Origin of the sequence: Sedimenticola hydrogenitrophicus, assembly GCF_029017505.1 — a bacterium.
Lineage (GTDB): Bacteria > Pseudomonadota > Gammaproteobacteria > Chromatiales > Chromatiaceae > Sedimenticola > Sedimenticola hydrogenitrophicus_A.
The window spans coordinates 45,967-59,925 of the sequence record NZ_JAQGEI010000003.1; the positions used below are offsets into that span (position 1 = coordinate 45,967).

16 protein-coding genes are annotated in these 13,959 nt (G+C 61.3%); all 16 read left to right on the forward strand.

Annotated elements, in window-relative coordinates; all coding sequences use genetic code 11:
- The first annotated feature begins 347 nt into the window (after positions 1 to 347).
- The 16 genes from flhF (at position 348) to O9K64_RS02635 (ending at position 13,958) form a co-directional block, all read left to right on the forward strand.
- Complete coding sequence (gene flhF, locus O9K64_RS02560) at positions 348 to 1,595, forward strand: flagellar biosynthesis protein FlhF (protein WP_275096511.1); 1,248 nt, start codon at positions 348 to 350, stop codon at positions 1,593 to 1,595.
- 34 nt (positions 1,596 to 1,629) lie between these two features.
- The gene (locus tag O9K64_RS02565; RefSeq protein WP_260293496.1) at positions 1,630 to 2,469 is read left to right on the forward strand and encodes a MinD/ParA family protein; all 840 of its coding nucleotides are present in this window, start codon (positions 1,630 to 1,632) and stop codon (positions 2,467 to 2,469) included.
- Positions 2,466 to 3,206, forward strand: a complete 741-nt coding sequence (locus O9K64_RS02570) for an RNA polymerase sigma factor FliA (protein ID WP_275096512.1) — start codon at positions 2,466 to 2,468, stop codon at positions 3,204 to 3,206. Before O9K64_RS02565 ends, O9K64_RS02570 begins: the two co-directional genes overlap by 4 nt.
- Positions 3,207 to 3,250: 44 nt before the next feature.
- Positions 3,251 to 3,637 carry a chemotaxis response regulator CheY gene (cheY, locus tag O9K64_RS02575; protein WP_260293494.1) on the forward strand — a complete coding sequence of 129 codons (387 nt, stop codon included), beginning with the start codon at positions 3,251 to 3,253 and terminating at the stop codon, positions 3,635 to 3,637.
- Positions 3,638 to 3,669: 32 nt separating this feature from the next.
- Positions 3,670 to 4,395 (forward strand): protein phosphatase CheZ, encoded by a 726-nt coding sequence (locus O9K64_RS02580; RefSeq protein ID WP_275096513.1) that lies wholly within the window; start codon positions 3,670 to 3,672, stop codon positions 4,393 to 4,395.
- Positions 4,396 to 4,407: 12 nt separating this feature from the next.
- Positions 4,408 to 6,603, forward strand: coding sequence for a chemotaxis protein CheA (locus O9K64_RS02585; protein WP_275096514.1), 2,196 nt, complete (start codon positions 4,408 to 4,410; stop codon positions 6,601 to 6,603).
- 84 nt (positions 6,604 to 6,687) lie between these two features.
- Entirely contained in the window at positions 6,688 to 7,737 is a 1,050-nt protein-coding gene (locus O9K64_RS02590) for a protein-glutamate methylesterase/protein-glutamine glutaminase (protein ID WP_275096515.1), read from the forward strand.
- A 1-nt stretch (position 7,738) separates the two neighbouring features.
- Positions 7,739 to 8,479, forward strand: a complete 741-nt coding sequence (locus O9K64_RS02595) for a flagellar motor protein (RefSeq protein WP_275096517.1) — start codon at positions 7,739 to 7,741, stop codon at positions 8,477 to 8,479.
- Positions 8,479 to 9,309, forward strand: coding sequence for a flagellar motor protein MotD (motD, locus tag O9K64_RS02600; protein ID WP_275096518.1), 831 nt, complete (start codon positions 8,479 to 8,481; stop codon positions 9,307 to 9,309). Before O9K64_RS02595 ends, motD begins: the two co-directional genes overlap by 1 nt.
- A complete protein-coding gene (locus O9K64_RS02605) occupies positions 9,306 to 10,106 on the forward strand; it encodes a ParA family protein (RefSeq protein ID WP_275096519.1) in 801 nt (266 codons plus the stop codon). The genes motD and O9K64_RS02605 overlap by 4 nt, the downstream gene beginning before the upstream one ends.
- A complete protein-coding gene (locus O9K64_RS02610; protein WP_275096520.1) occupies positions 10,103 to 10,840 on the forward strand; it encodes a chemotaxis protein CheW in 738 nt (245 codons plus the stop codon). Before O9K64_RS02605 ends, O9K64_RS02610 begins: the two co-directional genes overlap by 4 nt.
- Positions 10,841 to 10,914: 74 nt before the next feature.
- Positions 10,915 to 11,397 (forward strand): chemotaxis protein CheW, encoded by a 483-nt coding sequence (locus tag O9K64_RS02615; protein ID WP_275096521.1) that lies wholly within the window; start codon positions 10,915 to 10,917, stop codon positions 11,395 to 11,397.
- Between the two features lie 26 nt (positions 11,398 to 11,423).
- Positions 11,424 to 11,597 carry a hypothetical protein gene (locus tag O9K64_RS02620; RefSeq protein ID WP_275096522.1) on the forward strand — a complete coding sequence of 58 codons (174 nt, stop codon included), beginning with the start codon at positions 11,424 to 11,426 and terminating at the stop codon, positions 11,595 to 11,597.
- Positions 11,598 to 11,607: 10 nt separating this feature from the next.
- The gene (locus O9K64_RS02625) at positions 11,608 to 11,982 is read left to right on the forward strand and encodes a DUF2802 domain-containing protein (RefSeq protein WP_275096523.1); all 375 of its coding nucleotides are present in this window, start codon (positions 11,608 to 11,610) and stop codon (positions 11,980 to 11,982) included.
- A gap of 523 nt (positions 11,983 to 12,505) precedes the next feature.
- A complete protein-coding gene (locus O9K64_RS02630) occupies positions 12,506 to 12,817 on the forward strand; it encodes a hypothetical protein (protein WP_275096524.1) in 312 nt (103 codons plus the stop codon).
- Between the two features lie 394 nt (positions 12,818 to 13,211).
- Positions 13,212 to 13,958 (forward strand): DUF4197 domain-containing protein, encoded by a 747-nt coding sequence (locus tag O9K64_RS02635; RefSeq protein ID WP_275096526.1) that lies wholly within the window; start codon positions 13,212 to 13,214, stop codon positions 13,956 to 13,958.
- The last annotated feature ends 1 nt before the right edge of the window (position 13,959 follow it).

The following is a 13,959-nucleotide window of genomic DNA, read 5'->3' on the forward strand; positions in this document are numbered from 1 at the left end:
CCATCGCTAAACGATCGAGCATTTAAGAATGGCGGATTGAATAAGCCGTTTGATCGGGTAGCTGGCTGCAGGGAAGCTAGTACTCTATCAGGATGATATTGACTAGTTCAGCGCCCCTGTGGTGTTTCGCCGCAAGGCGCGTCGTGCAGGCAATGGCCCGGTCCTTGTCAAGCGACGCAACGCAGCGGCGGGACACCACAGGGACGCCCTACGGGTTGGCCTGTCCGCGCCCCTGGCCGTGTTGCGGCTCTTGCAAAGGACCGGGCCATTAGCTGCGAGCCGCGCCTTGCCAGGAACGCGGACAGGACAACTGAATACGTCAATATCATCCTGACAGAGTACTCGTTATGAAGATTAAACGCTTTTTCGCATCGGATATCCGCCAGGCCTTGCGCCAGGTTCGCGAGACGCTGGGCTCCGACGCGGTCATTCTGTCGAACAAGAAGGTGGATGGCGGCATCGAGCTGGTGGCGGCCATCGACTACGATGCCGCCGCCTTCGCGCCCCCGCCGCCCAGCCCTGCCAAACCGGCCCTCACCACGCTCAGGCCGTCCCGTCCGCAGCGCAGGGACAACCCGGCAGCGGTCGAGACGGCCTCCGGGGTGGCATCGGTGTCGCAGCTGAAGGAGCAGGTGGTCCCCAAGGTGGAGTGGAGTCAGGAACCGGTTCTGGTGGAGATGCGCCAGGAGATGCGGGCGTTGCGCCGCATGATGGAGAATGAGCTCTCCGGATTGAGCTGGCGTGAAATGGGCGATCACAAACCGGAAACCCGGGACCTGTTCCGCAAGCTGATGGGGCTCGCCATCAGCCCCGATATCTGCAGTCAGCTGGTCGATAGCGTCACCGACGCGAGCACGGCAGACCAGGCTTGGCGCAAGGCACTCTACTATCTCGCTACCCAAATCGAGACCGTCGGCGACGATCTGCTGGAGCAGGGTGGCGTATTCGCGCTCATCGGTCCCACCGGGGTCGGCAAGACCACCACGGTGGCGAAGCTGGCGGCCCGTTTCGCCCTGCGCCACGGCACCCGCCAGGTGGCGCTGATCTCCACCGACAACTATCGTATCGGCGCCCAGGAGCAGTTGAATACCTACGCCAGGATACTGGATGTGCCGGTGCGCTCGGCGGGTACCCGTGAAGAGCTGGCGGTGGCCCTGAACGGGCTGACGGGAAAGCGACTGATCCTGATCGACACGGCCGGCATGAGCCAGCGGGATGTACGGCTCAGTGAACAGCTGGCGCTGCTGGATGTGGCCGGACAGGGCGTGCGCAGCTTTCTGACCCTCTCCGCCGCGACCGATTACTCGTCCCTGGAGCAGGCGATCAGCGCCTTCGGGGCGGCAAAACCCGAGGCCTGCATACTCACCAAGGTGGACGAGGCCGGCTCGCTCGGCGGTGCCCTGTCGGCGCTGATACACCAGGCGCTGCCGCTGGCCTTTGTCGCGGACGGTCAGAAGGTCCCGGAGGATCTCCATCTGGCCCGTTCGCATACCCTGGTCAGCAAGGCCGTGGCCTGCAGCACAGGGGGCGGTGAGTATTCCGATGAATACCTGGCACTGGCGCTGGGGGGTGCGAGAGCAAATGCTCATGGCTGATGCAATAACAGATCAAGCAGCAGGATTAAGACGCATGGTGCAACCTACACCCGTACGGGTCATCGCTGTTACCGGCGGAAAAGGCGGAGTCGGCAAGACCAATATCTCGGTGAATCTGGCCGTCGCGCTGGCGGAGATGGGGCGGCGGGTGATGCTGCTGGATGCCGATCTCGGACTTGCCAATATCGATGTGGTGCTGGGACTCCATCCCAAATACGACCTGTCCCATGTGTTGAGTGGTGAGCGTACCCTGGAAGAGGTGGTGGTGCAGGGGCCGGGGGGCATCCGTGTGGTGCCGGGCGCTTCGGGGGTACAGCAGATGGCCGAATTGAGTGCGGCAGAGCATGCCGGGCTGATCCGCGCCTTCAGTGATGTGGGCGGGGATCTGGACGTCCTGATCATCGACACCGCGGCCGGCATCTCGGACACGGTGGTCAGCTTCAGTCGTGCCGCCCAGGAGTTGATCGTGGTGGTCTGCGATGAACCGGCATCGATCACCGATGCCTACGCCATGATCAAGTTGCTCAACCGGGAGTATGGCCTGGACCGCTTCCGCATCCTGGCGAACATGACCCGCACGGCGGAAGAGGGACGCAACCTGTACAACAAGATGTGTCGTGTTACTGATCAGTACCTGGATGTTATGCTTAGCTATATGGGCAGCATTCCTTATGATGAAAATCTCAGAAAGGCGGTGAAATCACAGAAACCTGTGGTTCAAGCCAACCCGCGCAGCCACATCGCAAAAATATTCAAGAATCTGGCACAGAAGGCCGATAACTGGCCTGTACCGGATGGCGCCAGCGGGCACCTCCAGTTCTTCGTGGAACGGCTGATTCAATACACAAGTCAGAGCGGGGAGATGGGCCGGTGAGCGGACTAGCGAGTTATACCGCGATTCAGGAGATGGATGCCGACACCCTGGTGAATCGGCATGCACCCCTGGTCAAGCGCATTGCCTACCACCTGATGAATCGTCTGCCGCCCAACGTGCAGGCGGACGATCTGATACAGGCGGGGATGATTGGTCTGCTCGAGGCGAGCAGAAATTATGATCCCAGTCAGGGCGCCAGCTTCGAGACCTACGCGGGCATTCGCATCCGGGGCGCCATGCTCGACGAGATCCGCCGCAGTGACTGGACGCCCCGGTCGGTACATCGCAAGGCGCGGATGGTCGCCGATGCCATGCGGTCCATCGAGAATGAGCATGGCCGCGATGCCCGGGATGTGGAAGTGGCGGAAGTGCTGGATATGAATCTGGTGCAGTACCACCGTATCCTGCAGGATGCAGCCGGCTGCCGCATCTTCAGTATCGAGGAGCTGCAGGCGGTTGGCGAACTTCCCTGCGACGGTAGCGAAGGTGATTCGGCGGGGCTGTTTGACGGCTTGCAGAAAGATGCCTTCAAAAAGTCCCTGGCAGAGGCGATTGCCGGATTGCCGGAACGGGAGCGGCTGGTGATCGCCCTCTATTATGACGAGGAGATGAACCTGCGGGAGATCGGTCAGGTTCTGGGCGTCAGTGAATCCCGGGTGTGCCAGATCCACAGCCAGGCAACCCTGCGGTTGCGCGCCCGTCTGGCAGATTGGTTATCCGATGCAGATGAGCTCTGATCGGTCTATGAAAATGAGTAACGGCATCGAGTTTGGAGGTTGCCTTGAATAAAAACATGAAGATTCTCATTGTGGATGATTTCTCCACAATGCGACGGATTATTAAGAATCTGCTGCGGGATCTGGGGTTCACCAACACCCAGGAAGCGGATGATGGTAATACCGCATTACCCATGTTGCAGTCAGGTAACTTCGATTTCCTGGTGACGGACTGGAATATGCCAGGGATGACCGGCATCGACCTGCTGAGGGCGGTACGGGCGGACCCCAATCTGGTGAAGTTGCCGGTGCTGATGGTCACCGCCGAATCCAAGCGCGAGCAGATCATCGAGGCGGCCCAAGCGGGCGTCAACGGCTATGTGGTCAAGCCGTTTACCGCCGTTACGCTGGAGGAGAAGATCAGCAAGATTTTTGAGCGTGTAGGCAGCTGACCGGTCGCATGACGACTCCATCGGAGAACTGTATGGATAGTGGCGAGCGTCTGGCGTTGGCCAGGGAGCTGGTACAGCAGCTGGAATCAGGCAACGAAGCGGAAGTGACGCGTATCGCCTCCCTGATGTCGGCCCTGTCGTCGGATGGTGTCGAGAGCAAGCTGTTCCAGGAGGTCGGCCGGCTGACCCGGGAGCTGCACGAAGCGATTAATGAATTTTTACTCGACCCGCGTATCAACGAGCTGGCCCGGGTCGAAATACCGGATGCCAGCGAGCGGCTCAGCTACGTGATCAGCATGACCGAGAAGTCGGCCAATACGACGCTGAGTGCGGTAGAGGCCGGATTGCCCCTGGCGGATGACCTGGGCAGCCAGGCACGCGCCATATCGGTCCAGTGGGGACGCTTCTGTAACCGGGAGCTTTCCGTGGATGAGTTCAGGGAGCTGAGCCGGGACCTGGGCGGCTTTCTGGAATTGACCGCGACACGTTCCAAACAGCTGCACGGCCATCTGACCGACGTGTTGATGGCGCAGGACTTCCAGGATCTGACCGGACAGATTATCCGGCAGGTGATCACCCTGGTACACGATGTGGAAGACAAATTGGTGCAGCTGGTTCGGATATCCGGCTCAAAATTGCCAGAAAAACAAAAAGATGCAAAGAAACTGGAAGGACCCGTCATCCCCGGCATCGATCAGGGTGATACGGTCAACGGGCAGGATGATGTGGATGATCTGCTCTCCAGTCTAGGCTTTTAGAGGTGTCTAAGCATGGCCATTGATATGGATGACGAGATCCTGCAGGACTTCCTGGTTGAGGCCGGGGAGATCCTTGAACAGCTGGGTGAACAGCTGGTGGATCTGGAACAGCGCCCTGACGATTATGATCTGTTAAATGCAGTATTTCGCGGCTTCCATACCATCAAGGGCGGTGCGGGCTTTCTCAGTATCGATCCCCTGGTGACGGTCTGCCACCGGGCGGAGGACGTCTTTAATATCCTGCGTCAGGGACAACGGCGCGCCGATGCGGTATTGATGGATGCGGTACTGCAGGTACTGGATGTGGTGAACGAGATGTTTGCCCGGGTGCAGGCCGGCGAGGAGCCGGAGGCGGCCGATCCCGGCCTGCTGGAGACACTCCACCGGCTGGCCGTTCCTGAAAGTGAGGCAGCCGCCGAACCGGCAGTGCCGGCGGCTGTCGCGCCGGATCCCGAACCGGAACCGGCACTCGAAGCCGCTGCGTATCAGGGGGCGTCGGCGGCCGCCGCACAGCCGGACCCTGCCCTCGGCGGGGGTGACGACATCACCGAAGAGGAGTTTGAAAAACTGCTGGACCAACTCCACGGGACCGGGAAACACGGGGGGGTGCCGGCGCCTGCCAAGGCAGCAAAGTCGGCGGCCGTCGCGCAACCCGCCATGGCCGGTGGTGATGACATCACCGAGGATGAGTTTGAGGACCTGCTGGACCAACTGCATGGCAAGGGGCAGTTTGGCGGCGTGCCCGCGGCGGCTGCACCGGCGACCGGGACCAAATCGACCGCGCCCGCAAGCCCGGCGGCATCGGACGAGATCAGCGAAGAGGAGTTCGACGCGCTGCTGGACGAGCTGCACGGCAAGGGCAAGTTCGGGGTGATCAACGGCGCCGCGCAGGGAGTCGCTCCAGCCGCGACCGCGCCCGGGAAAACCGCGCCGGCCGCGGTCGAGCAACCCAAGCCGACCATCAAACGACCGGCACCGGACGACGCCCCGGCCAAGGCGGAAGGCGCCCAGGCACAGGCGCGCAAAGCCCCGTCGACCACGGCCGAGACCACCATCCGCGTGGATACCGCCCGACTCGACGAGATCATGAACATGGTCGGTGAGCTGGTGTTGGTACGCAACCGGCTGGAAACCCTCAAGGCCAGACTGGGCGATGAAGAGGTGGCCACCGCGGTCGCCAATCTGGATGTGGTGACTTCCGACCTGCAGAATTCGGTGATGAAGACCCGGATGCAGCCGGTGAAAAAGGTCTTTGGCCGTTTCCCCCGGGTGGTACGGGATCTGGCGCGCAGCCTGAACAAGGAGATCGATCTTGAACTGCATGGCGAGGAGACCGATCTGGACAAGAACCTGGTCGAGGCGCTCTCCGATCCGATGGTGCATCTGGTGCGCAATGCGGTCGATCACGGCATCGAGAGTCCGGCGGAGCGCGAGGCCGCCGGTAAACCCCGCCGCGGCAAGGTGGTGCTCTCCGCCGCCCAGGCCGGGGATCATATCCTTCTGACCATCGCCGATGACGGCAAGGGCATGGATCCCAACATACTGCGCCGCAAGGCCGTCGAGAAGGGGATGATGGATGAAGAGGCGGCGGCGCGTCTGGATGACCGGGACTGCTATAACCTGATCTTTGCGGCCGGCTTCTCGACCAAGACCGAGATCTCCGATGTCTCCGGGCGGGGGGTCGGCATGGATGTGGTCAAGACCCGGATTGCCCAGATGAACGGTCAGGTGGAGATCGATTCGGAATATGGCAAAGGCAGCCTGATCACTATCAAGCTGCCGCTGACCCTGGCCATTCTGCCGACCCTGATGGTAGTGCTGGGAACCCAGCCGTTTGCGCTGCCCCTGGCCAGTGTGGTGGAGATTTTCAACCTCGATCTGCGGCGCACCAACGTGGTGGATGGCCAGCTGACCATCATGGTGCGTGAGCGTGCGCTACCGCTGTTCTATCTGCACAAGTGGCTGGTGCCGAACAGCACCCGGGGAAACCGGGAAGCGGTCGGGCATGTGGTGGTAGTCAACGTGGCGAATACCCAGGTCGGCCTGGTGGTGGATCAGCTGATTGGCCAGGAGGAGGTGGTGATCAAGCCGCTGGGCGCCCTGTTGCAGGGGCTGGACGGCATGGCGGGGGCGACGATCACCGGTGATGGTAACATCGCCCTTATCCTGGATATTCCGGGTTTGATGAGAAAATATGCCCGTCGCTGACCTGAAATCCGCAATGGGATTGGAAGCAACCGAGCGTCCGGACTCTCCACGCGCCGTCCCCGGCAACTCACGGGTAGGCCGCTAATGGTCGGCTCCAGGGTGCGGGTACTGGTGGTCGACGATTCGGCGTTCTTCCGCCGGCGAATCGCCGCCATACTGGGTGGCGATCCCATGATCGAGGTGGTCGGTTTCGCCGGCGACGGCCAGAGCGCCATCATCGAGGCCCGGCGCCTGAAACCGGATGTGATCACCATGGACGTGGAGATGCCGGTACTCGACGGCATCAGCGCGGTGAAACGCATTGTCGCGGAAAATCCGATTCCGATCCTGATGTTCTCAGCGCTCACCCACGAGGGCGCCAAGGCAACGCTGGACGCGCTGGAAGCGGGGGCGGTGGATTTTCTGCCAAAACAGTTCGACAGCACTACCGGCCAGGAGGCGTCTACGCTGCTGGTGCGACGGGTGCTGGCGATCGGCACGCGCGGGGTCACCCGGCGTCTCGGTACCCTCATAAAGCCCCGCCCTGCACCGCTGGAACAGCGTCCCGCCTACCCGATCCGGCGGGGCAGTTACCGGCTGGTGGCGATCGGTGCCTCAACGGGGGGGCCGGTCGCCATCCAGACGCTGCTGGCGGCGTTACCGGCGAGCTTTCCCCTGCCGATCATTATCGTCGTGCATATGCCGGCCAGTTTCACCCCCGCCTATGCGGAGCGGCTGGATTCCCAGTGTGCCGTCAGCGTCAAGGAGGCGGCGGATGGGGATCTGCTGCGCCCCGCCCATGCCTACCTGGCCCCGGGTGGAAAACAGATGGTGCTGGAACGCCGTGGCGAGGGGGTGGTGATCCGCATCAAGGAGAGTACACCCGAGCAGACCTATCGGCCCTGTATCGACGTGAGCCTGGGCTCGGCGGCGCGGCTGATGCCGCACGATGTGCTGGCGATCATCCTCACCGGTATGGGCACGAACGGCAAACAGGCGGCACGCGCCCTCAAGGAGGGCGGCTCGACCGTCTGGTCACAGAATGAGGAGAGCTGCGTGGTCTACGGCATGCCGCAGGCGGTGGAAAAGGCGGGCCTGTCCGACCGCGTGCTCGCCTTGGCGGATATCGGACCCAGTCTGATCAAGGCGGTGTGACATGGACTACCTGAGTATTGTCGGTGTCATCATCGCATTGGCCGCGATCCTGGGCGGGAACGCACTGGAGGGCGGTGAGATCGGCGCCCTGGCCAACGGACCCGCCCTGGTGATCGTGTTCGGTGGCACCATCGGCGCCATTATGCTGCAGACTCCGATGACGGTGTTTCTGCATGCCCTGCGTTCCGCCGGGACTGTGTTCAGGCCGCCCGGCCAGCAGCTGAATCCTACTATCCGGAAACTGGTCGACTGGAGCAATGTCGCCAGAAAGGAGGGGTTGCTCGGGCTTGAGGAGATTGCCGAGAAGGAGCCTGATCTGTTTATCCGCAAGGGGATGCAACTGCTGGTGGATGGCAGTGAACCGGAGGTTATCCGCAACATCCTCGAGGTGGAGATAGAGACCCGCGAGCATCATGACCTGCAGGCGGCAAAGGTGTTCGAAGGTATGGGCGGCTACTCACCCACCATCGGTATTATCGGCGCGGTCATGGGGCTGATTCATGTGATGCAGAATCTGGCCGACCCCAGCAAGCTGGGGAGCGGCATCGCCACCGCATTCGTGGCCACCATCTATGGCGTCGGCCTGGCCAACCTGTTCCTGTTGCCGTTCGGCAACAAGCTGAAGGCACTGGCGCTCAGCCGGACCCATTATCGGGAGATGATTGTCGAGGGCATCGTATCCATTGCCGAGGGGGAGAACCCGCGCAATATCGAGTCAAAGCTGCAGGGATATATCATCTGATGGCGCGCAGAAGACGACAGGAGGAGCATGATAACCACGAGCGCTGGCTGGTCTCCTATGCCGACTTCATCACCCTGCTGTTTGCCTTTTTTGTCGTCATGTACTCCATCTCCTCGGTCAATGACGGCAAATATCGAGTCCTCTCCAACACCCTGACAGAGGCCTTCGTCTCCCCGGTCCGCAGTGCCGATCCCATCCAGGTTGGGGATGAGGTGCGTACCCTGGACCCGCAGATGGGGGATCTGGTGGTTCCGGAACGCAATCAACCGCAGACCCTGCCATTGGATCCGCTGTCCGAGAGTGGCCAGGACGGCTCGCTGGTGGAGATCCGCACCCTGGAGGCGGTGGAAAACGAACTCGCCAGGGCGCTGCTTGAATATGCCGATCAGGGGCTGGTCAATGTGCGCCGCACGGACCGGGGCGTCGAGGTGGAGATGAAGAGCAGCATGCTTTTTGAAAGCGGCAGCGCCAGACTCTCCCGGGAGGCCCTGAAGGCGTTGCGCAATGTGATCCTTATCGTCAAGCCGCTGCCGAATATGATCAATGTGGAGGGGCATACGGACAACGTGCCCATCAGCACCATCAGCTTCCCGTCCAACTGGGAGCTTTCTGCCGCCCGCGCCGCCAGCGTGGTGCACTACTTCGCCAAGCTGGGCGTCGCCTCCGAGCGCATGGCCGCCATCGGTTATGGCGAGTTCCGGCCGCTCTCCAGCAACGCCACCGTCGAGGGAAGAAAGAACAATCGGCGGGTCAACCTGCTCATCATGGCGCGGCAGCTGACGGACGGCAGCGAATACCCTCCGGGAACTTCCAGCGGGGATGACAGATGAAGGTCTGGACCATCGCCAATCAGAAGGGCGGGGTGGGGAAAACCACCACCGCCGTGAGCCTGGGCGGTCTGCTCTCGGTATGGGGGTTTCGTACCCTGCTGGTGGATATCGATCCGCACGGCTCGCTTACCAGCTACTTCCGCTACGATCCCGATGCCATCGAGGAGAGCACCTACAGCCTGTTTCAGGCGGCGGCCGATAAAAGACCGATCGACCCCGCCAGCCTGCTGTACCAGACCGGTACGGAGGGACTGCAATTGCTGCCGGCGTCGGTCGCCCTGGCCACGCTGGATCGGCAGGCCGGACGCATGGAAGGGATGGGGCTGGTGCTGAAGCGGGCGTTCGAGCAGCTTTCCGGCCAGTTCGACTATGTGCTGATCGATTGTCCGCCGATGCTGGGTGTGCTGATGGTGAATGCGCTCGCCGCCTGTGAACGGCTGGTTATCCCGGTGCAGACCGAGTTTCTGGCATTGAAAGGGCTGGAACGCATGCTGCATACCCTGAAGATGGTGCTCAAGGCGCGGGCCGCGCCATTGCCGTACACCATTGTCCCCACCATGTTCGACCGCCGGACCCGGGCCTCGGTCGATAGTCTGCGCGTGCTCCGGGAGACCTACCGGGAACATATCTGGAATGGGGTTATCCCGGTGGATACCCGGTTACGGGAGGCGAGCAAGGTCGGGTTGCCGCCCCCGGTCGCGGACCCGCGGGGAAAAGGCGTGGAGGCCTACGCGGCGTTGCTGGAGATGTTGCAGAGCGAGCCGAAATCGATCGCCGTATCCGGGGTGGCCCAATGAGTATGGACCCGAAAAAGCCCAAGGCGGTACTGCATGCCCCGGAACAGGCGATCGACAGCTATCTGGCCGCGCTGCTGAGTGAGGTGGAGGCATTCCAGGAGGCGCCGCCGCAGACCGTGGCCGCCCCCGTTCTGGAACAGCCGAAGCTGGCCCAGGTGGTGGAAATCCGCCAGGGTGTGCATAGCGGGACGGCGGTTGAGGCGGCCGGGGCTGTAGAATTCGTTCCTTCGGTCGATACAGAAAATGAAGCGGTGGTCGAGGCGCCGGCGCGCGAAGCAGCCGAGATCGTCCCGGAGTGGGGTCGTTCGCGGTTCCAGTGCCTGCCCTTCAGGGTGCGCGGCATGAATCTGGTGGTGCCGCTCACGGTGCTCTGCAGCATCACCGAATGGGACCGCGATCTGACACAGATTCCGGGACAGCCCGATTGGCATATGGGGGTGTTGGTCCATCGGGAGCGGAATGTAGTGGTGATCGATACCGCCCAGCTGATCATGCCGGATCGCCTGGAGAAGAGGTCGGAGCAGCGACCACGCGGCAGCCATGTGCTGATGATCGGCGATGGTCGCTGGGGGCTGGCCTGCGACAGCCTGCAGAGCCCGCTGACCCTGGAGCAGGCGGATGTCCGCTGGCGCCGCGGGGAGGGTTACCGATCCTGGATGGCCGGTACCGTCATCGAACAGCTGAGTGTGCTGCTCAATGTGGACGCGCTGCTGGAGATGGCGGGGCATAGATAATGCATCTGATTGGGCATCACCCCGAGGGGTGCCATTATAATGACATATAATTTAGGTGAAACAGAGGTACGGCCATGACTACTCGCGCTGCCGAGGGTTCAGCAAATGATCCTGTTTATCAGCTGGTCACATTCCGTCTGGAAGATGAGACCTACGGCATCAACGTGATGCATGTACAGGAGGTGTTACGGGTCACCGAGATTGCCCCGGTACCCGGTGCACCGCCCTATGTCCTCGGCATCATCAACCTGCGGGGAAATGTGGTGACCGTTATCGATACCCGCAGCCGTTTCGGACTACCCCCCGGGGAGATCGGTGAAGCGAGCCGGATTGTAATTATCGAGTCCGAGATGCAGGTGGTCGGCATTCTGGTGGATAGTGTGGCCGAGGTGGTCGAACTGCGTGGCTCGGAAATCGATGCCGCGCCGAACGTGGGTAACGAGGACAGTTCCAAGTTTATCCAGGGCGTCGCCACACGGGAAAATGATCTGTTGATTGTGGTGGATCTGAACAAACTGCTGAGCGAAGAGGAGTGGGATCAGGTCGGTATGTTCTGATTTTTACCCGCAACCGGAGGTGAGCCATGTCGGAAATCAGCCAGCCAACACCGATCAAGCCAGCCTGGCCTGTGCGGCGCGATGAATCCCGGCGCCGGCGCCCCGAGACCGAGTCGCAGGAGAAAAAGGAACAGAAGCACCCTGCCGAGCCGGTAACCGAGAGGGGTGGCAAATACCCACAGATCGACGATTACGCCTGAATACACGGTTATGCAAATCCTTACGCTCGTCTCTCTTTTTCTGGCCATTGCGGCCATCGCGGCGCTGATCCTCACCGGCCTGCGTCTGCGCGCCTTTGCCGGGCGGCTACGGGAGGCGGAGGCGCAAATCCACTCCCTGACGGAAAATCTCAACGCGCTCTGCTCCGGAGCGGTGGGCGTCGATCAACGGGTCAGCGACCTGGAACGCAGCGGCCGCGATCTGGCCCATCGCCAGGAGTCGATGGAGTCCAGCCAGTCGGACCGTCCCTACGGGGAGGCGATCCAGTTGGTGCAAAGGGGCGCCAGCGCCAGCGACCTGGTGAAGGAGCTCGGCCTGAGCCGCAGCGAAGCCGATCTGGTGGTGATGCTGCACGGCTCGAAATAACCCTGTGGACTGCAAACCCTTATTCACCGCGAAAGGTATCTGCCTGTCGCTATCCCCAATCCTCACCACAGAGACACAGAGGTCACAGAGAGGTTTCATTGTCGGGTCCGTGCCCGGTGCATCCTGGAATTGAGAGGGCCTGCATCGAGCGACGTATTGCCGAAACTCGGTTGATCAATTCCGACTGGCTTGACTCCTGGATACAATCGTACGCCAATGATCCGCTCCGCTCCGCTCCGCTTCGTTACGTTGTCGTGTTTTACCTCCGTCTCCTCTGTGTCTCCGTGGTGATTTAACGGGTGCTTCGGTTGCGATGGGGGGTCCACCAGTGTGACCCAGTCGACACTTTGAATGCCAAGCGGTTCCGCCGGGTTTGGGAGCCGGTCGTTAAGGGAAATGGGAGTCGCGTAGCGCTTTGAAAATAAACCGTTCTTTTGGTCGACCAGACCCTTGTATCTCTATATGACCTTGTCCAGACTTGCACTCGGGAGGGCGATTACCGGGCAGATTTTGAGGTGGCGTCATGGGCAGAATATACGGGTCAGAACACACGGGTTCTAAAACACTGGTCGGTCTTGTCATGCTGGTGTCGGCTTCGACAACCGCCATGGGTACGACACAGGAGTATCGATCACTTGCGGCCGGAAACGGATTGCCTGCCATCACTTCACACCTGCAGGAACAGGCGGTCGTCGAGAATAAGGTAATCTCGACACGTCTGCCAAGTTGTACGCCGGGCTTCATCTGTAATGCGCCGGTGAGCCAGGCGGTACGCGTCAGCCGCCGGGAGGCACTGCAGTTCGCGCTGCTGCTCGGCACCAGCCCGTCGCGCTGATCCGGCGGCGGTCGAACGAAAGCGAGCCGCCATGCCAGGGTTTTTCTGTTACCGGCAAAACCCTGGCAATCGGGCTTGTACTTGCTGCAATTCCTCTTCAATAACCTGATATAAACTGACATCCCTCCACGATTTGCGCCCTGTTGGGAACCCGCTCCCGCGGATTGGTAGCAGATGGGTAGGATGCAGTGAGTAATACGAACCGCATCAAGCCTTGCAGTGAATGATGCGGCTCGCAAGCTCACCGGCATCCTACCCTCGTTGCTAATCCGGAACAGGGAATAACTGCAAATCTTACTCTTCTGTTACACTAAAGCGCATGGGTCTGGCAGAGTATCCATCCCTGCCTGATGTTGATTCACCGCACGGAAATCTGTGGGTTTGGAGCGTAATTATGCAGCGGAAACCGGGGCTGTTCGCCCTCTTGTTGGGCGCCGTGTTCATCGCCGGGGTGGCCCAGGCGGACTGGAAGTCCTGGCTCGAATCGGCCAAGGAGGCGGCCGGGCAGCGCGACATGCCGGCCGTTTCCACGACCCTGAGCAATGAACAGATCATCCAGGGGCTCAAGGAAGCCTTGCGCGTCGGTACCGAGAAGGCCATCGCCCTGCTCGGCCGCCAGGGCGGTTATCTGAACGATGCCCAGGTGAGGATCCCGCTGCCCGATCAGCTGACGGGTGTTGCCAAGGGACTCAGGGCCATCGGCCAGGGAGAGCGGGTGGATGAGTTTGTGACCACCCTGAACCGGGCGGCGGAACAGGCGGTCCCGGAGTCCCTGGCAATCTTCGTCGATAGCATCCGGCAGATGAGCCTGGAGGACGCACGGGGCATTCTCAATGGCGGTGACAGCGCGGCCACCGAATATTTTAAGGCCAAGGGGAGTGAGCGGCTGAGCGGGGCCATGCTGCCGATCGTGCAACAGGCGACCCGGCAGGCCGGTGTGACGGCTGCCTACAAGGACCTGATCGGCCAGGTGGGCTTTCTCGGCGCTTATGTGGATATGGACGCGCTGGATCTGGATAAATATGTAACCGCCCGGGCGCTGGACGGCCTGTTCCTGAAACTGGCGGAGCAGGAACGGCTGATCCGCAAAGACCCGGTTGCCCGAACCACGGACATCCTGAAGACGGTGTTTGGTGGCTAAA

Bases quoted from the DNA above. Each gene is read 5' to 3' on its own strand.
- O9K64_RS02590 (WP_275096515.1), top strand. From the start codon at position 6,688: ATGGTCGGCTCCAGGGTGCGGGTACTGGTGGTCGACGATTCGGCGTTC.
- O9K64_RS02610 (WP_275096520.1), top strand. From the start codon at position 10,103: ATGAGTATGGACCCGAAAAAGCCCAAGGCGGTACTGCATGCCCCGGAA.
- O9K64_RS02565 (WP_260293496.1), top strand. From the start codon at position 1,630: ATGGTGCAACCTACACCCGTACGGGTCATCGCTGTTACCGGCGGAAAA.
- flhF (WP_275096511.1), top strand. From the start codon at position 348: ATGAAGATTAAACGCTTTTTCGCATCGGATATCCGCCAGGCCTTGCGC.
- O9K64_RS02625 (WP_275096523.1), top strand. From the start codon at position 11,608: ATGCAAATCCTTACGCTCGTCTCTCTTTTTCTGGCCATTGCGGCCATC.
- O9K64_RS02580 (WP_275096513.1), top strand. From the start codon at position 3,670: ATGGATAGTGGCGAGCGTCTGGCGTTGGCCAGGGAGCTGGTACAGCAG.
- motD (WP_275096518.1), top strand. From the start codon at position 8,479: ATGGCGCGCAGAAGACGACAGGAGGAGCATGATAACCACGAGCGCTGG.
- O9K64_RS02585 (WP_275096514.1), top strand. From the start codon at position 4,408: ATGGCCATTGATATGGATGACGAGATCCTGCAGGACTTCCTGGTTGAG.
- O9K64_RS02620 (WP_275096522.1), top strand. From the start codon at position 11,424: ATGTCGGAAATCAGCCAGCCAACACCGATCAAGCCAGCCTGGCCTGTG.
- O9K64_RS02595 (WP_275096517.1), top strand. From the start codon at position 7,739: ATGGACTACCTGAGTATTGTCGGTGTCATCATCGCATTGGCCGCGATC.
- O9K64_RS02615 (WP_275096521.1), top strand. From the start codon at position 10,915: ATGACTACTCGCGCTGCCGAGGGTTCAGCAAATGATCCTGTTTATCAG.
- O9K64_RS02605 (WP_275096519.1), top strand. From the start codon at position 9,306: ATGAAGGTCTGGACCATCGCCAATCAGAAGGGCGGGGTGGGGAAAACC.
- O9K64_RS02630 (WP_275096524.1), top strand. From the start codon at position 12,506: ATGGGCAGAATATACGGGTCAGAACACACGGGTTCTAAAACACTGGTC.
- O9K64_RS02635 (WP_275096526.1), top strand. From the start codon at position 13,212: ATGCAGCGGAAACCGGGGCTGTTCGCCCTCTTGTTGGGCGCCGTGTTC.